We start from the raw sequence: 22,444 nt of genomic DNA on the forward strand, positions 1-22,444 counted from the left end.
ATAAAATCTTTTAAAATGACGAAGGTTAGCAGATGGTCGCACCACTGAGAAAAAATAATCCTCGCCAAGTTTATAAACCTAAGAAGAATGTTTTGCCTGCTTCTTATTCTAGAAGCAGTTCTTCTTTTGGGGTGAAGAAAAGATTTTGGCAAAGGTCATTCAAGGAAAAATTTCGTCTTTATACAGGGGAACACCTGTATGGTTTACAGATTAGCTTACGCTTAACAGTAACTGTATTCCTGTTATTCTTGCATTGCTTTTCTTATCCTGTGTGTATGGATTGACAATCTCTATAATTAATCACTTTACCCAAACTTCGATTTTCAGCGATAGTGATGTTTTTCGTAATATTGTAGTTAGCTTAAATATTGTTTTGAGTTTACTACTAGCTCTTCGTACTAATACGGCTCGCGATCGCTTTTAGGAAGAAAAAAATTACGGGGAGGTTTGGTGGTACTTCCCGAAATCTAGCTCGTGGAATTTCAATTTATACCAATTTGGAAAAATAATGAGACAGATAGATTTTGTAGAGACGTTGCATGCAACGTCTCTACCGGAGAATCTGTTGCAATGATTTATTGAATTGGTATTATATTGAAGAAAAGAATTCTGAAGATAAAGCCAAAAAAGAAGCTACGATGAAACTTGTGGCAGCTTTTAACATAGCAACTAAATACTATTTGCGAGGCGAAGCTATAAATCAAGAATTGGCTTAGCAAGAATTGGCTTAGTTAATATCTTCTAGTCAATATAAGCAGTTGAAAATTAGTAATCATCCACCTTTAGAAATTACCCTGTGGATAAGTAACTATTTGCAAGAAAAACTACGGAAAGAACGTATAAATATCTTTGAGGCAAACAGTTTCTACCTTTCAGGCAAACTATCTCCACAATTTTACGAACAAAATTGTAGATATTTTGAATTGTCGCGAACGAATATTGAAAATCTATATTTTACTAGAATACACTCTTAATCTTAGATATTTGTTAACAATTTACTTTTCGTTACTTCCTTTTTTTGTTTTTAGTTTGTTTTGCCGATCATGTTTGCACTTGGATTTTTATTTAGTTTTAGAATTGTAGGAGTCACAACGAGAGAAGATCGAAGACCTTCGGTCAAAATTGTGCGCAGTAGCGTACCGCTTTGCTAACAGAAGTCAGGAGTGGAATAATCTTTGCGGTTGGGCTTTTGCTTTTTAGATGTACTTGATTTCAAAATTTATTTTAAAAAAGTTTATTTTAAAGTTGATGTCAAAGTAATCTGCGCTCACCTGTAGTATAAGCAGTAACGCTGAACTAGAAGTAGATCGGCAAAATTTTACATGTTAGTTTTAAATTATACATTTTCTTAAAATAACGTAACTAATTTCTTAGAATATTTTTAATCCAAAAAATCCTTATTCTTGTAATAATCAGATCGAGAAAATATTTGACAACCAATGTAGAATAAGCAATCCTGAAAAAAAATATTGCTATTTAACAAAACAAATTTAAAAACTATCTCTATTTATACAATCAAATAAATCTCTCACATAATGTTTACAATTCAAAATATCTACATTTATATGTTATTTGCCAATATAATATATAGTAATAAAAAATAAATTTTCTTGATTAAAAACTTACGAAATCTAGGTAAATCAATGCTTCTGAAACAAAAACTAAGGTAAAGACAGGAAAATATTTTGTTAATATTCATAATTTTTAAGAAATGATTATAATATTTTACTAACAAAAAAAATTGTGTTTTAAGTAAATAAAAGACGAGACTGTAAGATAAATCGGATATGAAGATTATTGTAATAACAGCAACTTTTTTAACGAATAAAAGCATACTGCAATGCCCAGAAGAATGAGGTTAATAAAAGATGACCTTTATGCAGGTAGTTTTAGAATTCCTTCTTCAAAAATTTCCTTGGTGGGGAGTTTGTCATTTTCAATTCGACCCCCAAACTAGAACAATTTATATACATTGTCAAAATCCAGATAAACGAGCGCTGATACTTAAGGATGCTCAAATGCTAGCGAACTTAGATATTGGGATAAAACGCTTTATTGTTGTACATCCTAGTTATTCGGATATTACTATCCCCCACATCCCACGTAAAATGATGTAGTTGTGAATGGGGATATGTATTTCTTGGGAGATTATCTTGAGAAATGAAATAATCTTGGGGCGTTCCACATAACGTCTCATTCATACTTTGGTGGATGAAACAAAATCGGTAACAATTATAAATGTCATAAAATTTATATTTCCCATCCTGACCGGTTTCTATGTCTAATCAAGTATGGATTGTAGTCACTTTTGTTGCTTTTTTACTATTATTTACTTTAATTGGCGTCTATTCAGCCACCCGCAAACAAGATACAACAGCTGATTACTTGCTCGCCAATAGAAATGTTAACCCTTGGTTGACAGCACTCTCAGCTATGGCTACTGGTCAAAGTGGATTTTTGTTTATTGGTCAAGTTGGTTTTGCGTATAATTCTGGAATTTCAGCAATTTGGCTGACAATTGGTTGGGCTATCGGTGATTATCTTGCATGGTGGTTATTTTTTCGGGATTTAAGAGAGGTTTCTGAAAACACTTCCTCGGAGACAGTTTCAGGTTTTTTGGGCGATGGTATTGGTAATCATCGCTGGGTCACCATAGTTTCAGCATTAATAACCATTGCTTTTTTGGGTACCTATGCTGCAGCGCAGTTAGTTGCAGGAAGTAAGGCTTTAAATGTTTTATTTGGTTGGAATTACTATTTAGGCGTAATTATCGGGACGATAATTGTTGTCGTCTATTGCTTCTCTGGTGGTATTCGCGCTTCAATTTGGACAGATGCAGCACAAGCAATTGTGATGATTGGCTCTCTGTTATTACTTTTGATAGTTGCGATTGCTAATATTGGTGGGTTTGGAGAATTCTGGAATGGGCTGCAATCCATAGATCCTGGATTGGTAAGTTTCAATCCCCCCAAATTACCCCTTGGTTTTGTACCATTTTTATTAGGGTGGATAGTTGCAGGATTTGGTGTAGTAGGTCAACCTCATATTATGGTAAGAGCAATGGCGATCGACTCTGCTGAAAATGTTGCTTTTGCTCGTAATATAAAAACAGTTGCTGGTTTAGTTACTTCTTTCAGCGCTATTTTCGTTGGTTTAACTGCAAGAATTCTTTTACCCCAGTTGACTGATACTGAATTAGCACTACCACAATTAGCATTGAGCTTATTACCAGCAGTATTTGTGGGTTTGATGCTAGCGGGACTATTTTCTGCAACTATGTCTACCGCAGATTCACAAATTCTTTCATGTTCTGCAGCCCTTACCCAGGATATTTTTCCCCAGTTGGCGAAGTCTTATAAGTTGGCAAAATTAGGAACTTTAAGTGTGACTGCAATTGTTATGACTATTGCTTTAGCTGAAAATAACAATGTATTTGCGTTAGTGATTTTTTCTTGGTCAATACTCGCTTCAGCTTTGGGACCATTATTAATAGTAAGGGTATGGCAAAAACCAATTGATACCCCTATTGCTTTACTGATGATGGGTATGGGTATGGTATCAGTTATAATTTGGAACTTAAATTTTAAAACTGCAACTGGGATATCGGAAGTCTTTCCTGGGATGTTAGCCGGGATTTTAGTATATTGGGTTGGTCAATTTTTTATTGATAAAACAAGTTCTGCGAAGAACTAGTTGTTTTTAATGGCAATTTTGTTAGTTGTATGGAAGAAGTTGGTATTGTATCCTTGTGGCTGGGAAAAACAGATTCACTGGATTCTTTAGAAAATATTTTACAAATCTTTTATTCGGAAGATGGAGATTTTGCTGGTTCTACTTTTACAAAAGCATTTGAAATCGATTTTTACGATGAAGATTTCAGGGAAGCAGAATTTTTGGCACAGTCCGATAACAATATCGAAGGTCTTCTTAAAGGTTTCTCCTATGATAGTGTAATTATTCCTAGGTTTGCTGAGTTTATTAGTCCTCTCAATCAAAATTTTAATACTGTGATTTTATTATTTAATTTTAGATACACTGGAACTGTTAAAGCATGGGAAACAGAAGAATTATACCTGGAATATTTTGGTTCAGTTAGCTATATAAATTAAATTCATTCATTGAAATTAATAAAAACTAAAAATGAGGTAGGGTAGATGCAGGAAATAGTTTACAGAAAATAGTTTAATAGTTGATGATTTCTCTCCAATCTTTAGGTGCGATTTCAAATATTTTCGCTCGATAATTTTAAAACCCAATTCTCTAGTTCCTTGGTATCCCAAGTTTTACCATTCCAGCGATATGTTGGTAGATAAGGTTGATTAGAACCGCGAACTCGACCTCGATATACCTTCATCGAAAAATATAACCAGGCTTTTTGACTTGGTAATTGAGCGATACGATTTTCGATATATTCTGTATCTGCAGAAGTTTCAGTACCAATTAACTCTGCTTTGGGAATCGACATAACTAAATCGGCGAAATCAAGACATGTACTTGAGCAACCTCCATTAGTCAATAAATAAATTTTTGGAGTAATTTCTCCAGCACGAATCGCTTTTTCATTACTGACTACTTCACCGGCTATCCGATAATAATTTTCACCCTTAGCTAAAGCTTGTTTCATCCCAGCAATTATTTCTTTGTAGCGATTTATAGTATCGCTATTTGTCCCGTAAATCTTTGCTAGCTTGGGTTGAATCTTCTTCATCCATGCAATATTACCGGGAGATGCTCGATATTCCACAGCTTCAACATTAGCGCCAGATAACCGCTCAATAAATCCTTCACCCCAGATAGCATCTAGTAATTTACTACCCCAAATTGAACTACCGCCGGTATTTCCGCGCATATCGAACACAATGACCTTAGATTTTTGCAAAGCATCTCGATTTTCTTTAGCTGTTTTTATCACCCCATTCAATTGTTTACTTTCTTCGGGATCTACTTCCAAGCCAGATTCAGACAGTCTCATCGTTCCAAAGCTGGATAAAGTAATCCAAAAAAAACCTGGTTTTACTTTTCTAAAATCAATTTTTGGACGTTTAAGCTTGAGAATATGTTGAAATATCTGTTGCTTTTTCTCAAAAGAAATTCTTCGCCAGTTGAGATTGAGACTGTATTGACCCGATTTATTTTCAAAAATGCATTGGTTTGGACGTTTAATATAAGGATTACCTTCATCAAACAGAATTAAAGGGGCGCGATCGCGCCTCGAGTCTGCAAGTCCTTCAATTCCATAAAATGGAAGTACATTAGTAGAAAAAATTTCCTCTGCGGACTTTCCATCACAACCTATTAGTACATCTCCAACTCGAGGAATTTCTGTATTTGCAACATCACTCAAGTTCAGACTTGATAAATCGGATACTACAAACCTTTCATTACGTAAGAATAGGGCAAAATTTGGCCATTGATTATCTTCATTTTGAAATTCTTCAGGGATTTTGATACTGAGGTGGCTATCATTAAAACCATCTGTATATCGACGCAAAGCAAAATAGTAACCCCCAAAACTACTGCTATTTTTTGCTAAGTTAGATACTTTGATATAACCATTTTCTAACCACTCGATAAACTTAGGATTAGCTGTATCTAAAGCTCCGGGATGATTTTTCTCTAGTATAAGTTTAATGGCTGTAAGGTCTTTACGAGCTAACATCGCCCAAGATTTGGGTGGTTTTTTTGAGTTTACAGGAGAAGATGCACTAATAAAAAATAGTGTAAGTGATATGAATATCTTGAAGTGTTTCATAAAAATAAGTTGTGGCATTTTATGATGTTTGATGCCTCACAAAACATATTTTGTATCATTATCATGACCTTGGCGCAATTAATTTACACCTGATAAAAAAATTCCTGTTGTTAATTAATGCGATCGCGATGGAGAAAAAATCAGTCAACACTCTTCACTATCCTCTTAAAAAGCAAAAATATACTTATTTAAGCGCTATATCCGCTGCTATAACTCAAAGAACTGTTACATCATCAATATCTGCGTCCTTATTGGGTTATGACAGAATAAGGCATCATAAAGGATGGGAAGCTGGGAAATTAATATGGAAAGCTTTGACGATTATCACTTTGAAAATGCAGACCAATTTCGTAAATTACAATCTCACCTGGGAGAACGCTGGAGAACAATCGAGCTATTTGATAAAAGCGATGCAGATATTTTGGTTGTACCTTCCCTAAGCATAGACCAGCGAGAACTCAAAAAAGTTGAAGGTTGCGAGCATTATGAAGAGAGATTGTTATTTTCATTGATTAGGCTGCGAAATCCTCGAAATCGCTTAATATACGTCACATCAGTACCTTTGCATCCCAGTATAATTGATTATTATTTGCAATTACTGCCAGGAATTCCATTTTCCCATGCTCGCAACCGTTTGTTATTACTGTCTACCTACGATGCTTCCCTTAAACCCTTAACTCAAAAAATTTTGGAGCGTCCTCGTTTAATCGAACGTATTGGTCAAGCCTTGAGATTAGATAAATCCTTTATGATTTGTTACAACGCCACCAGTTTAGAATCAGATTTATCATTGAAGTTAGGGGTACCTTTATATGCTGCTGCACCAGATTTACAAATCTGGGGGACAAAAAGTGGTAGCAGACAAATTTTTGCTGAAAGTGGAGTTCCCCATCCCGATGGAAGCGAACGAGTTTGGAATAAAAAGGATTTAGCAAAAGTTGCAGCTCAGTTGTGGGAACGTCAACCAGATTTGAAAAGGATGGTAATCAAACTCAATGAAGGTTTTTCTGGGGAAGGAAATGCTTTACTAGATCTCAAACCAATTATTGATTTTGCACCTCCCAATAGTTCTCACCCTCAAAGAGTTACAGCCATAAGTAAAAGTTTCCCTGAATTACGCTTTCAAGCCACACAAGAAACCTGGGAAAATTTTTCCGGCAAAATTGTTGAGATGGGAGCAATTGTTGAAGCTTTTGTTGAAGGAAAAATTAAGCGTTCACCCAGCGTCCAAGGAAGAATTACACCCACCGGAGAAGTAGAGATTATTTCAACTCACGACCAGATTTTAGGTGGTCCAGATGGTCAAATATATCTTGGTTGTACTTTTCCCGCAGATGAAGCTTATCGATTGCATTTGCAAGATTTGGGGTTAAAAGTTGGCAGACAATTAGCCCAAAAAGGAGCTTTGGAAAGATATAGTTTAGATGTCATTGCTGTGGAGCAAGATGGGGGAAAATGGGATATTCAAGCAATTGAAATTAATCTACGCAAGGGTGGAACAACCCATCCATTCATGACCTTGAAATTATTAACCACCGGTCGCTATGACCTTTCTACAGGTTTATTTTATTCACAACAAGGACAGCCAAAATATTACATTGCCACAGATAACTTACAAAAAGACCGTTATCAAGGACTTTTGCCTAACGATTTAATGGATATTATTGCCCATCATAGATTACATTTTGACACCGGTACGGAAACAGGTACGGTATTTCACTTAATGGGATGTTTATCTCAGTTTGGAAAATTAGGATTAACAAGTATTGGTGATTCTTCCCAACAAGCAGAAGACACTTACAACAAAGTCATCAAATTTCTTGATGAAGAAACCCGCAATTACGATAGCGAATCTGACTCAAACTTATTATTTTCATCTTTTCCTCACCGTTGGAATGGATATAGTTTTTGATGGAGAACAGGGAAGAAGTAATAAGTAATAAGTAATAAGTAATAAGTAATGAGTAATTTATTACTTTTAATCCCTGACTTCTGATTTCTGCTGTGCTGACGCCCCACAATACCTATAGCTGCGCTACCTTGCGCATCCGGTACGCTGCGCTAGGCGTTAACGCTCGTTAGAGTGCGGTCTGTTCTGACTCCTGACTCCTGACTTCTGTAGAGACGTAGCATGCTACGTCTCTACGACTTCTGACTTCTGACTCCTGATTTCTGATAACTGAATTAATGTGTACAATCAATTCAGAAAATATTCTGGTTTACGGTTGTGCCCAACACTAACAAAAGTACAATTCACTGCGTAAATCCTGAGTGTCCCCGCCCTTATCCGCAAATTTGGGGAGATCGCTTTTGTAGCAGTTGTGGCGCGCCCTTACAACTTTTAAATCGCTTTATACCCCTCGGACGTTTGGGGTCCGGAGGATTTGCACAAATTTATACAGTATGGGATAGAGAAACCCAAACAGAAAAAGTATTAAAAGTATTAATTGAAGATTCTCCCAAAGCACGGGAATTGTTTGCTCAAGAAGCTTCCGTTTTAATCAGCTTGCGTCATCCTGGCGTTCCCAAAGTAGAGCGGAGTGGTTATTTTCACAGAAACTGGACTGGTAGTAAAGGACCACAAAATTTACCTTGCTTAGTTATGGAAAAAATTGAGGGTCAAACTCTTGAAAATGTAAAGCAACAATATCCCAATGGTTGTCCTCCAGATTTAGTCTTAGATTGGTTAACCCAAGCCATAGAAATTTTAGGACACTTACACCAACGTAAAATTATTCATCGCGATATTAAACCTTCTAACTTAATGCTGCGAAACCCTTCACCTTCTCCTGTGGTGGGTAAATATGCTTTGGGTTCTCAATTGGTACTGATTGATTTTGGTGGGGTCAAACAATTTGAAAACTCCTCATCTGCTCAACCACACTCTACCAGGTTATTTTCCTCAGGTTATAGTCCCCCAGAACAAATAGTTGGTGGTAATGTTGAACCTGCTGCTGATTTTTATGCTTTGGGTCGAACAATGATTGAGTTACTCACTGCAAAAAGTCCCCAAAAACTTGAAGACCCAGTAAAACATAAGTTAAAGTGGCGTAACTTAGTTGATGTTAATCCTTATCTAGCAGACTTATTAGATGAGATGACGGATGAAGATGTGCGATCGCGTCCGAGAAGTGTTGCAATAATCAAAAAACGCTTGGCAAAGATTTTTCAGTTATCTCTCAACTCTATCCCCAGTTCCCAAAATCAAAGCAACGCTACTACTAACGTTAATAATCAACCTATTTCTAACCCTAAGGTTAATCCTAAGATATCAAATCCCAAAATTCCTGTTAATTTCAACATTCCTGTTACTTTACCACCCAAATACAGTGAATTAATCTCTAGAATTGAAGAGAAATTTAACACCATTTGGACTAACACAACTACGATTGTCAACCAAACTACTACTTCTACTTTCAAATTCATTCTCAACTTTTTGAAAGCTTGCTTAAATACAGTTTGGTCTATGTGTTTAACAGCAATAGGTGCTTTACTCGGTACAACTGCTGGATTTATCCTGGCATACCGAACTATTTGGGGATTAAGATTTGCAGAATTTATATCTTTTGGATTGCCGTATATTACTTCCGATTCGGAGACAATAAATGGTGCAACAATGATTTTATTTGCTATAACTGGTCTGGGAACAGCTTGGGGGCTAACAACAGCAGGATGTTTTGGTCAGCGAAGGCGTTACTTTCTGTCAGCTTTAACTGGTCTAATTGGTTATAGTTTAGGTTGGATGACTTTACAGGTGGTTACTCCTGCTAATAGTGCTGAGGGATTAATTGGATTTATTCTAGTTGCAGTTCCCCTTCTCGCTTTTGGTTTGGGATTTCGCAGTCATCATGTAATTTATGCAATTACTACAGCGTTTGGTACATCCGTTCCAATTGCTGTTTTGCTCCAATTTGGCTCTTTCCCCAGCGATTTATTTCAATTTAATCCAATTCCTCAATGGTTTGAGCTATTAGTACCTCTAGTATTTTTTGTTTTAGTAGGTATTTTATCAAGTTTATTTTTAGGAATAACTTATTATATAATCTTGCCAGGATTGCGCCTTTTGGGGTGGCATTCTTAGTCTTAATTATTTATCTAGATTTAACAAATAGTTTATGTTGTGTGCTCATTCACAATAAGCAGTTATTTGATTTTCAAAAACAAGGCTCGATAATAACTAAAAATTGGTATTTTTTACTTTATTTTAAGATAACTTACTAGTCTTAAATTATTGTTTTCACAACTACTTTTGATATCTAAAATTTTTATAAATTCTAATTAAATATTAAATCCCCCTAGCCTTTGCTTATATGAGGCCCAGGGGGATTAGATATTTAGTTGACTATAGAGTTTCGGTATATCTGTTGATGTTCTTATTGTAGGATACTTATTCGAACTTTGACTACATTAGATGCGATAATTTATCTTAATTTAACACCTAGTTTATATCTACTTCATTTGACCGGCGATCCTACTATAAGTGATTGTAGCGTAAACAAATAACCATAGTATTAGTTTAGATATTGTGTCTATAGTGTAATGCCAACTCAACCTGTAGTTTGCCAATTTTTCATTACTTCTTCATACTGACTTCATTACTGTCATTTGCTTGGGTGGTCGTATATTTTAGGTATGGCTGTAAAAGCTTATGTAAGTTTTCATTATTTGACATAAAACTGCTTGACATAAATTAAAGATGAAACAAAAAAAATTTGGTATTGGACTCTTAAGTTTGGCTTGTATATTTGGGTTAGGACACAAAGCAATAGCACTTAATCCACAGGATGTGGAACAGCTAAAAGCTTCTAATACTTGTCCTCGTTGCGATCTATCTGGAGCGGACTTAACACAGCAAGATCTAAATGGAGCAAATTTGCGCGATGCAAATCTTATGGGTGCTAATTTATCTGGAACGAATTTAGGAGGTGCAGATTTAACAGGAGCAATATTGGACGGAGCAATATTAGATGGAGCAGATCTTAGCAATGCTTCTTTGACTGGTGCAGTTCTCAAATCAGCATCCTTACAAAATACAGATTTAAGATTTGCTGGTTTGCTAGGAGCTAATTTAGAAGGTGCAAACTTTCAAGGTGCGAACTTTCTCCTGACTAACTTTAGAGGGGCACATTTTCGTCTAACAACTATGCCTACAGGATTAGTCACTTCCGACAAACCCTATGCATGGGCTCTACAGGAAGAGTTGGAAGAATTAAATAAATCTCGGAAAAACAAAAAAGAAAACACAAACTAATAAGCATTAACAGTTGACTGTTTTGCCTCTAAGGAATAATTTGGCGATTGCATCGGACAGTTAACTGTTAATTATTAAATATCAAATGTACGCAAAGCAACAATTGAATCTTAAGTTGAATATAAAATGTAAAGCTAAATCTATCATGGAAAAAATCTACCTTAGTTAATTACATGCTTAGCCGAATTAAAGACATCGCAACAAAAATATCACCCCGTTTGCTTGAAATTCGCCGCCATATCCACTCACATCCTGAATTGAGCGGTCAAGAGTATCAAACGGCTGCTTTTGTTGCTGGTGTTTTGTCTTCTACTGGTCTACATGTCGAAGAAGGTGTCGGTAAAACAGGTGTGATTGGGGAGTTAGAAGGTAACGGTAATTCCAAACGAACTTTGGCGATTCGTACGGATATGGATGCTTTACCTATTCAAGAACGCACTGGTTTGGATTTTGCTTCCCGTAACGAAGGTATAATGCACGCTTGCGGTCATGACGTACATACAACCGTTGGCTTGGGAACAGCCATGATACTTGCTGAAATGACCCAACATTTATCAGGGAATATCCGGTTTTTATTTCAGCCAGCAGAAGAAATTGCCCAAGGTGCTAACTGGATGGTACAAGATGGAGCAATGAATGATGTTTCTGCAATTTTGGGAGTCCATGTTTTTCCTTCAATTGCTGGTGGTTCCATTGGATTACGTTATGGTGCTTTAACTGCTGCTGCAGATGAACTAGAGATAGTTATTCTTGGTGAATCTGGTCACGGTGCTCGTCCCCATGAAGCAATAGATGCAATTTGGATTGCTTCTCAAGTCATTACAACTTTACAACAAGCAATTAGCCGCACCCAAAATCCTTTACGTCCGGTGGTATTAAGTATCGGACAAATTAATGGTGGTAAAGCACCAAACATTATTGCCGATCAAGTTACTTTGGTGGGAACTGTGCGATCGCTGCATCCAGAAACTCGCCAACAACTTCCCAAATGGATCGAAGAAATTGTCGGTAATGTTTGTCAAGCCTACGGTGCAAAATATCAAGTTGATTATCGCCAAGGCGTACCCAGCGTTCAAAACGACTATGACATAACTCAAATATTACAATCTGCAGGTGAAGAGGCTTGGGGAAGCGATCGCATTCAAGTTTTACCAGAACCTTCCTTAGGTGCAGAAGACTTCTCTGTTTATTTACAACATGCTCCAGGTTCAATGTTTCGTTTGGGTGTGGGGTTTAAAGATCGAGAAATCAATCATCCTTTACATCACCCCCAATTTGAAGTTGATGAATCGGCGATTATTACTGGAGTTGTAACCTTAGCATATACTGCTTACAAATATTGGGAGTAAAATCTTTTAGATCGATTAATGAATCAACATAAATTTATGAATCATTATTAGTCTAGATATTTGGTGTGTTGTTCCAGAATGCCTAATACTGCATCCTGTAAATTTAGCCATACACACCAACATAATTTCCAATGCAAAAAAGAGTAAAAGCCAAACTAAATTCTAAACAGCAAAAAATCATAGAAGAATTAGATGGTAGTTTGACAGTTCATCTCAAATCACCACCAGTAGATGGTAAAGCCAATCAAGAATTAATTAAGATATTGGCGAAAAAGTTTAATATTCCCAAGTCCAATGTCACCATTAAGTCTGGTGCATCATCTCGGCACAAATTAATTGAAATTCATGTAGATACTTAAGAAGTATTGCTTAGAGTATTTTTAATTGATTTGAATTTCATCTATTATAACCAAGGTGCTTAATAAAATTACTGTTTAATTAATTTAATACTTAATTAATAAATTAAGTTATTTATAGAGACCAAAAATATTATTAGAAAGCAGAATAAAATTTCTTTTTAGAGAATATATATTGCCAGAGAATATTACGGGTGAGGGAGAGATGGTTCTGAAGCTGTATGACTTAGCAGGAGCAGAAGATAATATTCGGTTTAGCCCTTACTGCTGGCGGGTAAAAATGGCATTAAAGCATAAAGGATTGGAATTTGAAGGAATTCCTTGGCGCTATGTAGAAAAAGAAGTTATAGCTTTCTCTAAACAAATAGCAGTTCCAGTATTAGTCGATGACAATAAAACTATAGTTGATAGTTGGGATATTGCTTGTTACTTGGAAAGTAATTATTCCCAACAACCAAGTTTATTTGGAGGAAAATTTGCTGAGTCAGAAGCATTATTTATTAAATTTTGGTGTGAGACACAAATCGATCCAATAATATTTAAGATTGTCGTTCTTGATGTTTTTGAAAAACTGCACGAGAAAGATAAAGATTATTTCCGCAAGTCTCGTGAAGCAAAACTGGGAAAAACTCTCGAAGAATTTGCTCAACCAAATCGTGATTCTGTTCAAGCTTTAAACCAAGCACTCCAACCGTTACGGAAAACTCTGAAATTTCAACCCTATCTTGGTGGAGATGAAGCAAATTTTGCTGACTATATTATTTTTGCTAGTTTCATGTGGATAGCAAGCATATCTTCTACTAAGATACTCGAACGAGATGATTCAATTTATATTTGGCGCGAACGCTTACTAAATTCCTTTGATGGATATGCTTACAATGCTATTAAAGCCAGTGATAATCTATAGATTCAAGCATAATATCTTGCTTACAGGGGAATAGATAACTAAATGAATGGAAATTAATAAAAAAACTGTAATGAATTACTACAGTTACTCTAAAGTACTTATAGAATCTGCAAAATGCATACATATGTCATTTATTCTTCCTGCTGTGAATAAGATTTAATTTTCTGTTCTAGTTCATTATTTATAAAATTAGTACCTATCTTGGGTTTATTAAGATCGACTTTGATAAAATTTATTTTATCTTTGTCCGTAAACTTTAAGTCTTTATCTGAATCATTTATAAGCTTAATTAAAACCTCTCCTTGTTCTGGTAAAACAGACCAGTTTACTAACTGAGTATTTGGTGGGGTAATCTGAAGTAAATTTTTCCCTGCAAAATCAGAAATATATCCAATGATTGCATCTAAATCATCTAATTTCCCATCTTGATTGGTATCAGTTGTAATCATTCGGTATAACCAAACATTTTTCGATGTTTTTTTTGCCTGTTCTGCTATTGGTGGCACATCAATTTCTAAAAAATTAAAAGATTTAATAATTGCTTGCTTATTTAATAAAAGACTAGTTTCTCCAGTTTTTTTATTATAAAAAATTATATTATAGAAATTTGTGCTTTTATTTGATTTACGACTAAATAAACCTTCTCTTTGTTCGTTCTTATCTGGGGATATCCCCACAGGAATTAATAGGTAATCTGATTGGTTTTTAACAACCAAATCCTCATAAACAATTGTGGTTGGTTCTTGAGAGGGTAAATCATTTGCATTTTGTACTTTTTTTTCCTGAGGCTCATCACATGCTGCTAATAATGTTCCCAAAATAAATATAAAAAAAAATTGCAAATAGCGGAAATACACGATTAAATTCTCCTTTTAGTCAATAAAATTAGACTTTCCATTATCCTACTGATTTCTTTCTCTACCAGTATTACTCAGGACAAAGCAATAAGTGTAGATGGTGTAAGGACTAAAATGGAGAATACCGACCACAAGTAAAAAATCCGTGTATTTTAATACAATATTCTGACATGTATTGCAATAGCAAAACCCAGTCTTAGGGAGACTGGGTTCTTACAGAAAGTACTTCTTGTTCAAATTTCTACTAACTTTAATCTAAAGAAACTGTCAAAAATTACTAAGGTTTACTCTATTACTTGCAAACTCCACGTACTTTTGTTTTTCCGCATAGGGATCTGGCTGTGTCATTTTGTAGCACTGACTTTGCCACCTCAATATGTATACTGGAGCTTACTTGGGCTGGGGACCGATGACACCTTGTCAACAACCCTGTAAATTGTTATTGCGCTTTGCTTGGTGTCTTTATATTTTTAAGGTATCACTGGTGGCTAGTTCTGTCTCGCCTTTTTTACTTAAATTCATTAGTCTTTAAAGTTCTCAACAAAGACTAGTATTTCGTTATATTTGCTGCGTATAGTTATTTTTTGAGCGTTAGCTTGGTAGAACTGAGGAACATAAAGAGGAAGCTACTCCCACCTTGGTGGAAAATTACCTAATTGAGTGAGAGGGGGAAGTGTGGGAAGAAAAGGATAAATTTTCATAGGTAATCATCTCGGCGGAAAGGGAGTAATATTTAGATCTGAGATTACAAGGCGATCGGAATCAATATTACTGTAATGTTTACATTCGCGTCGTTGGATCGCGGAATTAAATATGGAATTAAAAGTGAAAGTCATGAAAAAATCTTTCTCATCTCTCTTGCGATAGGTATTAATTGACTTTTGTGGCATACTCCACTTATAGGTAGATATCTAATCAACAGTTGGCAACAATTTATTTCAAATGTTCGTCTTTCTAGACCTCAACTGTATCAATGGTAGGAATACCAGTTTTAACTATTACAGGAACGTTTTTGAATGAGTTAGTATCTTACTTTACAACTCATTAATTTTTACTGGTTATTTTCTTACCAGGATTAGTCAGGAAACGTCTAATTACGACGTTTAATTGTTTACAGCGTTGCTTTTTGGTACTTTTTCTGATTTCCTGGATACTAATTGATTTCCCAGAATTGTTTCATCGTCTCGTCGCCTATAAGTCTTAGGGTTAAATTAATTTCGGGGTTACAGTAGATGCTTATGGAAGATTTGAAGACAACTTCTCATGCACTAAAAGAATGGGCAGTTGCTATTAAAGCCTTGGAAACAGGTAAAACGATTATGTTGCTTCGTAAAGGAGGCATTCATGAAAGAGGTGGTAGTTTCCATGTTGCTCAAAAGGAAGTTTTGCTATATCCGACCTATGAGCACCAACAGGCATTTATGCTCAAATCTGAGTACGCCGATATCATCTCTCCTGTAACACCTGGTTGGCGTCCAGAAACGGTTCGAATTAGTAGTTGGGCTTCTATTACTGACATTTTGCCAATTAATAATGAATCAATTGTTAATTTGCTACTACCGTTTCATATTTGGAACAAATACTTTATTTGTGATCGCTTGAAGTGGAAGCCATCACAACCACTGTATGTTCTATTACTAAGAACTTATAAGTTACCCCAAAGCCAAGAAATTATCTATCGTCGGCAATATGCGGGTTGTAAATCGTGGATTGATTTAGCGGAACATGTTGATGTTTCTCGTTCAACACCAGTATTAGGAGATTATATTTACTCACAATTAGTTGAGAAAATTCGCAGTTTAATTGGTGACAAACTATATGCTCCATCCGTATAGTACGGGATTATCTAGCGTTAAGTATTTATAGATACACGCAATATTTTTAACCACAGTTTATATTGGATGCATGCAAGTACCTAACAATAACTTATTTGCAAAATTGCTTACGTATCTGTATTGTAAAGCCTACAATGTCTGTGGTTTTTTATATTGCAACTAATTTCAAGTATTTAATTCGGGTATTTAAAACTTGCAAAAATATCACTTAAAAGTATAAATACTAACGTCAGTTCGTGCATCTCCAAATAAATAAAAGGGAGTTTGTTGTGAAAGGACAAATGTGCTGGTTATCTCGTTCTGGTCAGGATGGTGAGAAAATTTTACATTTGCGCTGTGCATCTCACGAACCATGGCGTCCATATACAGCTTTTGGAAAATATATTGAGCCAGATTACCAAATTCCTGGCGGTTCTAAAGGTTTTGCAACTTACCAAAAACTATTGAAAGCTGGTTGGACTTTATTACCAAGCAATCCAGAAAAATAATTCACTGTCGCTCTACACACACAGGCTTGTTTGAAACTCCTACCCCCAGAAAGAGTGGGCTTTGTGCCCCTAAGCTATAAACTATAAGTTGAAATATTAAAATTCAGGTATAGGTTTTTCTGTGCCACGCAAACGTTTGATCATCGAAATGGCTATGGGAATTGACCAACACGGACAAGAACCCACAGTCGCAGCAGCAAGGGCGGTAAGAAATGCGATCGCTCATAATGCTTTACCTGGTGTTTGGGAAGTTGCTGGTTTAAACGATCCAAATGAGATGATAGTGGAGGTACAAGTCGCGGTACCTTATCCAGAACAAGTAAGAGAAGAAGAAGTTTTAGCTGTATTACCTTTTGGTAAGAAGACTCTGACACTTGAATCTGGTGGGATGGTAGTTGAAGGAAAAGCCATTCCCGTTCTTAAAGACAAGAATGACGAAATGTTGATTGCAGTTGCAGCAGTAACAGTCCTAATTGAGAATTAATAACTGGGTTAATAGGAAACAACAAACTGCTGTTACAATGCTAAGCCAGGGTAAACAACTTACTGCCCATGTGAATTAAGAATCCTAGGGTTCTGCGCATGGGCTACCTTATTTTAAACTGCAATAAACATCTTGATATTGCAAATTTTAGTCGCTCGGGAAAGGAAGTTAAATTCATGTCGCCAGAAGCAATCGAAGAAGTAATAGCCACCTACTACGCGAATATGGCGGCGATGAATCCTCAGGGATGGGTAGAAAACTTTGCCGAAGATGCTGTGAGTCACGATCCAGTGGGCGAACCACCCGCTAAAGTCCATGAGGGATTTCGGGAATTTATTGGACAACTACAAGCTGTATTTTCAAGCCTTGAAGCCACCACAGAACATATTTTTATTGCCGGTCATGAAGCTGCTGTAAAGTGGAAAATCCAAGGAATTAGCAAAACTAACAAAACTGTAATCTTTGAAGGTATAACTGTATTTGAATTTAATGATTCCGGAAAAATTAAAACAACCCGAGCCTACTGGGATCCTGCAGCAATGGTGGCACAATTACGTTCTTAAAGCATATTTATCCCCTCAATTACTGTTAACTCAACTAAAATTAGGCATATGTGGAAGTCTCTGGTTGTAAGTCCGAAAGACGTTTACTAACCTAATTCCAGTCAAAACTATGTCTCAAGAAAATGAAAATGCCCTTCCAGTATCTGATTTGAGTAAGCTTAAATTAGTACACTTTGCGGACTTAATTAGAGCAGCACAATTAATTTATGACCCAGGGAAGGGGGTATCTGGGGTGTTTAGAGAGATCAACTGGTCAGAATTTGGCATTCCTTATGAAGTTGCGGAAAATCTCAAACATCTTGGTAAAGAGTACCAGTACTCTTCTCCTCACATACCCGTTGAGGATATTTGGAGCAAACTGAATCTAGAAACTCGTGTTTGGTTTCTGGAAAACAAAGATAATTTGTGGGAAATCGAAGAATTTTTCCCTGCTCTTGATGAAGATTAAAATTGATTTACTCACTTCAAGCTATTGTTAACTTGAGGTCGTAAAAGCAAATTTTTTCCATAAATTTGGTGGAGACGTTTAATACAGCGTCTCTACAAACTTTTCAGACTTTTACGATCGTAATTCTTAACTTACCATTCCAAAGTACAGCTTAAACTAAGTTAGGTATTTAAATTAATCAAATCTTAACTACCACTGAGTTATAATTACGATCCCAGCCATATATCCATTCAATGTATTATTTCGCACGTAATTTTAAGTTGCCCAGTGCTACGATTCTGTATACTTTAATCAAATAACTTTGTTAACAACAATGAATAGGAATTTGAGTTACTTGTTTGCGAAAAGGGTTAACTTTGATTTGTAGAGGAATCGTTTAAGTACTGCGACCTAGAATAACGGGCATTACCAAACCATAATATGTAGAGTCTGTTTTGGGTTTTGCAGCCTAACTTTGATTTACTGATTAAATAAGTAAAACTTGTTAATTAAGATTTCTCACACAAAAAATAAAATTAGGGTTGTACTTGGGCTGTGACACAATTGGTTTGTACTTTAGATGCCGCTTACATAATTTGTAAACTTGCTTACTTGTCACGACAAAATCAAAGCAGAGATCTAATGTCTGCTGTAACTTTTAATTCTCTATTTTAAAGCTACCCATTGTGGCTACATTCTTAGCTTAATTTACACTGATGCAAAGCTAAAGACGAAATTTTGAGTATATGCTATTATCTTGCCTACCTGTACCTACATGCAAGAAAATACTGATACACTCTTGATTGTGATACTTGAATTACTGATGTCAAAACGACAACTCAAAAAAAATCATCTAATATTTGAGATATTTTATTAACTTGGGTGTATACTACCGATCTCAACTGAAACTTAGAACTTTATCAACGTATTATTAAAGTGTTTGTAATATGACTAACGATGTAGATCTGATTAAACGCTTAGACCCCAGCGCGATGGATCAGATCATGCTCTACTTAGCATTTAGTGCAATGCGAACTAGCGGGCACAGACATGGGGCTTTTCTTGATGCAGCAGCAACTGCGGCAAAATGTGCTATTTACATGACCTACCTGGAGCAAGGGGAAAACCTGCGAATGACTGGTCATTTACACCATCTAGAGCCAAAGCGGGTTAAAGTCATTGTTGAAGAAGTACGACAAGCATTAACCAAAGGTAAACTATTAAAAATGCTTGGTTCTCAAGAACCTCGCTACCTGATTCAGTTACCTTACGTCTGGATGGAAAAATATCCTTGGCAACCAGGACGCTCTCGTATTCCGGGCACAAGTTTAACAAGTGAAGAAAAAAAACAGATAGAGCAGAAGTTACCATCAAATTTACCTGACGCTCAACTAATTACCTCATTTGAGTTTCTTGACCTCATCGAGTTTCTCCACAATAGGTCTCAGGAAGACTTTCCTCCAAAAAACCAAATGCCTTTAAGTGAAGCATTGGCAGAACATATCAAACGTCGTCTACTTTATTCGGGAACCGTTTCCCGCATTGACTCACCTTGGGGCATGCCTTTCTACGCACTTACTCGTCCATATTACGCAACTGCTAATGACGAAGAGCGTAAATACATCATGGTAGAAGATACTGCACGATTTTTCCGCATGATGAGAGATTGGTCAGAAAAACAGCCTAATGTCAAAAGAATTTTAGAGACATTAAATATCCCATCAGGGCGCTTTCAAGAAGCTTACGAAGAATTAGATGAAATTATTCGCGCTTGGGCAGATAAATATCATCAAGAAGGTGAGACCTCGATGGTATTACAAATGGTATTTGGCGAACAAGACGAATAAAAGCCTTGAATCTACGTAATATTTATCTTTTCCTCGCAGAAAGGATTTAACAACTAATCAAGAGATTAAGAATCTATCTTTAGGTTGATTTTTATAGGGCTGCAAAAATTAAGCATTTCAGTTTAGGTTTTAGTCTTTCAGGAAAGGGAGTGTTTCTAATTTGCAGAAAAATCAAATCTAGACTTAGTTTGTTTAAACAAAATGAGTAAGTAGAGATTTTTGAATCTACTGTGGATATGTTCTGAAAGATTAATGAAGCAAATAAATTGCCCATATAACTAATTGCCTAGCAAGTTAGTTGTTAAATAATTTATACTTTGTCGGGGCCGCATCTAAAATTATTTATTTTACAATCCAAATTTTATTTGGAAATCTAATTTCAACTATTTGCACCTTGATTTGGATTACAGTAATCCAAAATACAAGAATAATTCTAGTTTATTTTTGACGACGTAGACTTATCAATTACCTACTTTGGGTGTATACCTACAATATCGAACAAATGGGTATGGGCTGTAAAACCTATACCCAAAATAATATTTAGGTTTGGAAAAAAGTACATTTAAAATATACCGCTCCAAAAAAATAATGGGATGTAGGGTGAAATGCTTGTAGGGCTTGAGGGATGAAGGGTAAAGTACATGTAGGGTTTCAGGACTCGGGTGTGTAGCTCCTCATTATCATTATTTGCTTGGGGAATTCATCACTGACTGCAAATTTTCATAAAAACCTCGCGGTAGTTTATGCTAACGCACAGACGCGGCGTAGCCGAACGCTGCGCTAAGGAAACTCAGCCTATTTATAGCTGAGAGGAACAGCGCTTGGACGCGCTACGCGAACGGACCCCGCAACAACGCAAGTTGCAAGGGAACGCCGAGCAAGAAACGCCCCGGTGGTTTTAACCACATTGGACAATTAAGCCGTTAGAGCGTTTAAGTAGTTGAATTTTATTTCTAGAAAACTGGCCAAGCCGTTTCCAGTCAGCATTGCTGACAGAAATTTGTGTTTTGGTGTCACCGCTCACCCAACCTCTAACGATTTTCTTTCCTTGATTTGCCTCAACGTAATCGCCTTTTCTAAATCCGTGCCTGGTGACAGTTCCGCCATATTTGCGACGGCTGCCACCCTTGCTGAATTGCAATAAATGCAACTGACGGCGACTGACGGGAGGGCGACGAATAACAGTTAATGGACAAGCAGTAACATCAACACTGCCAACCCAACCTCTAGAATTAACTGAGGTAACTTGATAACTCATGAATTGACTGGCAGCTAAGGCAATGCCATCTACGGCATGGGTAGCTACTACGGCGTCAGACTTGGAGTCCTTTTGTTTGATTAAACCTAATTCACGTCGTATTTGTGCCGTCTGCCAACCCTCAATAGTTTCAATCCCGTAATCAAAACTTAATCTGTCTAACTGCCATTCTTGAGCGACCATTACAGGACTAAATCCTTTATTGCCGTATGCTTTAACTCGCTCAATTACTACATTAAATAACAGTGGAAATAATCTTTCTAGTTCGTCAAGCACCCGTTTCTCTAGGTCACGATTAGCTCTGATTGAAGGGGGGATTTTATTTTGACGACGATTGTCAAATCTTTTTTGTCTGTGAGCACGTTGGCGCACCGGTAAATTGCGGTTAATTCTCCGACTGCGGCGAGTACGACGCATCATCCCTCGTTGCTCCATCAATACTTTGACTTTCTGGAATGGTAAATACAAATGTCCTAACCACAAGGTAAATTTGGCTGACTGTACCGCAATGCCCGTAAAGTGTTTCCCTGGATCAATTCCAACTGCGATACGTTGTTCTTTACGGTCACTTGGCTCAAAAGTCAATTGAATTGCAAATACCTGTAAATCGTTTTTGTACACCTTGGCTCTACCTTCTTTTAGCCAACGTCGAGCCCTGCTGGGTTTTGTTGGCATCAAAGCCCTACCATTTTTATCGATCACTGGAACTCTTAACATGGATATAATCCTCAAGAGTAAAGTTATTAGTCCCCTCGGCTACCGTTAACAACATGTCTTGCCCTGACGCAACGTCTAAACAATTAGACTTGAAGATAATACAGACTGGGGAAGCATCGGTAAGTTCGTAGCAGTTAACGGAACGGCTTATAACCTAGTCAATTCTCAGTAAGAACTGTTTCTTACAAGCTCAGCGGCTTTAGCCCTGAGTTATTGACCCTTGAACCTATTGCAGACTGTTAATTAGCCTTTACCATTATCTATGGCTATAAATTCTTGTATTTAATACTATTTCCCTTAGCAAAAACCTATCCATTTTGATAAATAACCTATCCATTTTGATAAATAGTGGA

The 22,444-nt window shown here is 36.4% G+C and carries 21 protein-coding genes; 17 read left to right on the forward strand and 4 right to left on the reverse strand.

Translation table 11 applies throughout. The features are described 5' to 3' along the window. Positions 1 to 32 precede the first annotated feature (32 nt). From BC008_RS48950 to BC008_RS39125, 5 genes are all read left to right on the forward strand, one after another. Entirely contained in the window at positions 33 to 284 is a 252-nt protein-coding gene (locus BC008_RS48950) for a hypothetical protein (protein ID WP_153009738.1), read from the forward strand. Between the two features lie 255 nt (positions 285 to 539). Next, positions 540 to 716, forward strand: coding sequence for a hypothetical protein (locus BC008_RS50055; RefSeq protein ID WP_161938216.1), 177 nt, complete (start codon positions 540 to 542; stop codon positions 714 to 716). Positions 717 to 1,868: 1,152 nt separating this feature from the next. Further along, on the forward strand, positions 1,869 to 2,117 hold the full coding sequence (locus BC008_RS39115; RefSeq protein ID WP_027841691.1) for a hypothetical protein: 249 nt from the start codon (positions 1,869 to 1,871) through the stop codon (positions 2,115 to 2,117). A 160-nt stretch (positions 2,118 to 2,277) separates the two neighbouring features. Continuing rightward, positions 2,278 to 3,693, forward strand: a complete 1,416-nt coding sequence (locus BC008_RS39120; protein WP_027841692.1) for a sodium/proline symporter — start codon at positions 2,278 to 2,280, stop codon at positions 3,691 to 3,693. Positions 3,694 to 3,722: 29 nt separating this feature from the next. Beyond that, positions 3,723 to 4,109, forward strand: coding sequence for an immunity 22 family protein (locus tag BC008_RS39125; protein WP_027841693.1), 387 nt, complete (start codon positions 3,723 to 3,725; stop codon positions 4,107 to 4,109). A gap of 113 nt (positions 4,110 to 4,222) precedes the next feature. On the opposite strand, the gene BC008_RS39130 is transcribed toward BC008_RS39125, so the two are convergent. Continuing rightward, complete coding sequence (locus tag BC008_RS39130) at positions 4,223 to 5,770, reverse strand: S41 family peptidase (protein ID WP_027841694.1); 1,548 nt, start codon at positions 5,768 to 5,770, stop codon at positions 4,223 to 4,225. 286 nt (positions 5,771 to 6,056) lie between these two features. On the opposite strand from BC008_RS39130, the gene BC008_RS39135 reads away from it, so the two are divergent. After that, positions 6,057 to 7,664 (forward strand): peptide ligase PGM1-related protein, encoded by a 1,608-nt coding sequence (locus BC008_RS39135; RefSeq protein ID WP_027841695.1) that lies wholly within the window; start codon positions 6,057 to 6,059, stop codon positions 7,662 to 7,664. 166 nt (positions 7,665 to 7,830) lie between these two features. Here BC008_RS39135 and BC008_RS52370 read toward each other — a convergent pair whose 3' ends face one another. Next, entirely contained in the window at positions 7,831 to 7,953 is a 123-nt protein-coding gene (locus tag BC008_RS52370; protein WP_268768283.1) for a hypothetical protein, read from the reverse strand. Between the two features lie 26 nt (positions 7,954 to 7,979). On the opposite strand from BC008_RS52370, the gene BC008_RS39140 reads away from it, so the two are divergent. From BC008_RS39140 to BC008_RS39160, 5 genes are all read left to right on the forward strand, one after another. Beyond that, positions 7,980 to 9,833 carry a serine/threonine protein kinase gene (locus tag BC008_RS39140; RefSeq protein WP_027841696.1) on the forward strand — a complete coding sequence of 618 codons (1,854 nt, stop codon included), beginning with the start codon at positions 7,980 to 7,982 and terminating at the stop codon, positions 9,831 to 9,833. A 615-nt stretch (positions 9,834 to 10,448) separates the two neighbouring features. Then, positions 10,449 to 11,003: a pentapeptide repeat-containing protein gene (locus BC008_RS39145; RefSeq protein ID WP_027841697.1), complete on the forward strand. Its 555-nt coding sequence runs from the start codon at positions 10,449 to 10,451 to the stop codon at positions 11,001 to 11,003. Positions 11,004 to 11,176: 173 nt separating this feature from the next. Then, positions 11,177 to 12,352, forward strand: a complete 1,176-nt coding sequence (locus BC008_RS39150) for a M20 family metallopeptidase (RefSeq protein WP_027841698.1) — start codon at positions 11,177 to 11,179, stop codon at positions 12,350 to 12,352. 131 nt (positions 12,353 to 12,483) lie between these two features. Then, positions 12,484 to 12,711 carry a DUF167 domain-containing protein gene (locus tag BC008_RS39155; protein ID WP_027841699.1) on the forward strand — a complete coding sequence of 76 codons (228 nt, stop codon included), beginning with the start codon at positions 12,484 to 12,486 and terminating at the stop codon, positions 12,709 to 12,711. A 202-nt stretch (positions 12,712 to 12,913) separates the two neighbouring features. Further along, positions 12,914 to 13,615 (forward strand): glutathione S-transferase N-terminal domain-containing protein, encoded by a 702-nt coding sequence (locus BC008_RS39160; RefSeq protein WP_027841700.1) that lies wholly within the window; start codon positions 12,914 to 12,916, stop codon positions 13,613 to 13,615. 131 nt (positions 13,616 to 13,746) lie between these two features. Here the strand turns inward: BC008_RS39160 and BC008_RS39165 are convergent, their stop codons facing one another. Next, the gene (locus BC008_RS39165; RefSeq protein ID WP_058184574.1) at positions 13,747 to 14,472 is read right to left on the reverse strand and encodes a hypothetical protein; all 726 of its coding nucleotides are present in this window, start codon (positions 14,470 to 14,472) and stop codon (positions 13,747 to 13,749) included. Positions 14,473 to 15,704: 1,232 nt separating this feature from the next. Between BC008_RS39165 and BC008_RS39170 the strand changes: the two genes are divergently transcribed. From BC008_RS39170 to hetR, 6 genes are all read left to right on the forward strand, one after another. Then, positions 15,705 to 16,307, forward strand: coding sequence for a DUF1802 family protein (locus tag BC008_RS39170; RefSeq protein WP_027841702.1), 603 nt, complete (start codon positions 15,705 to 15,707; stop codon positions 16,305 to 16,307). 269 nt (positions 16,308 to 16,576) lie between these two features. After that, positions 16,577 to 16,795, forward strand: a complete 219-nt coding sequence (locus BC008_RS39175) for a hypothetical protein (protein ID WP_072207811.1) — start codon at positions 16,577 to 16,579, stop codon at positions 16,793 to 16,795. A gap of 121 nt (positions 16,796 to 16,916) precedes the next feature. Beyond that, complete coding sequence (locus BC008_RS39180) at positions 16,917 to 17,279, forward strand: Lin0512 family protein (RefSeq protein ID WP_027841703.1); 363 nt, start codon at positions 16,917 to 16,919, stop codon at positions 17,277 to 17,279. 176 nt (positions 17,280 to 17,455) lie between these two features. After that, a complete protein-coding gene (locus BC008_RS39185; RefSeq protein WP_027841704.1) occupies positions 17,456 to 17,842 on the forward strand; it encodes a nuclear transport factor 2 family protein in 387 nt (128 codons plus the stop codon). A 109-nt stretch (positions 17,843 to 17,951) separates the two neighbouring features. Then, positions 17,952 to 18,290 (forward strand): hypothetical protein, encoded by a 339-nt coding sequence (locus BC008_RS39190; protein ID WP_027841705.1) that lies wholly within the window; start codon positions 17,952 to 17,954, stop codon positions 18,288 to 18,290. A gap of 926 nt (positions 18,291 to 19,216) precedes the next feature. Continuing rightward, positions 19,217 to 20,116: a heterocyst differentiation master regulator HetR gene (hetR, locus tag BC008_RS39195; RefSeq protein WP_027841706.1), complete on the forward strand. Its 900-nt coding sequence runs from the start codon at positions 19,217 to 19,219 to the stop codon at positions 20,114 to 20,116. A gap of 898 nt (positions 20,117 to 21,014) precedes the next feature. Here the strand turns inward: hetR and BC008_RS39200 are convergent. Then, positions 21,015 to 22,091 carry an RRXRR domain-containing protein gene (locus BC008_RS39200; protein WP_027841707.1) on the reverse strand — a complete coding sequence of 359 codons (1,077 nt, stop codon included), beginning with the start codon at positions 22,089 to 22,091 and terminating at the stop codon, positions 21,015 to 21,017. Positions 22,092 to 22,444 lie beyond the last annotated feature (353 nt).

The organism is Mastigocoleus testarum BC008, from assembly GCF_001456025.1.
GTDB lineage: Bacteria > Cyanobacteriota > Cyanobacteriia > Cyanobacteriales > Nostocaceae > Mastigocoleus > Mastigocoleus testarum.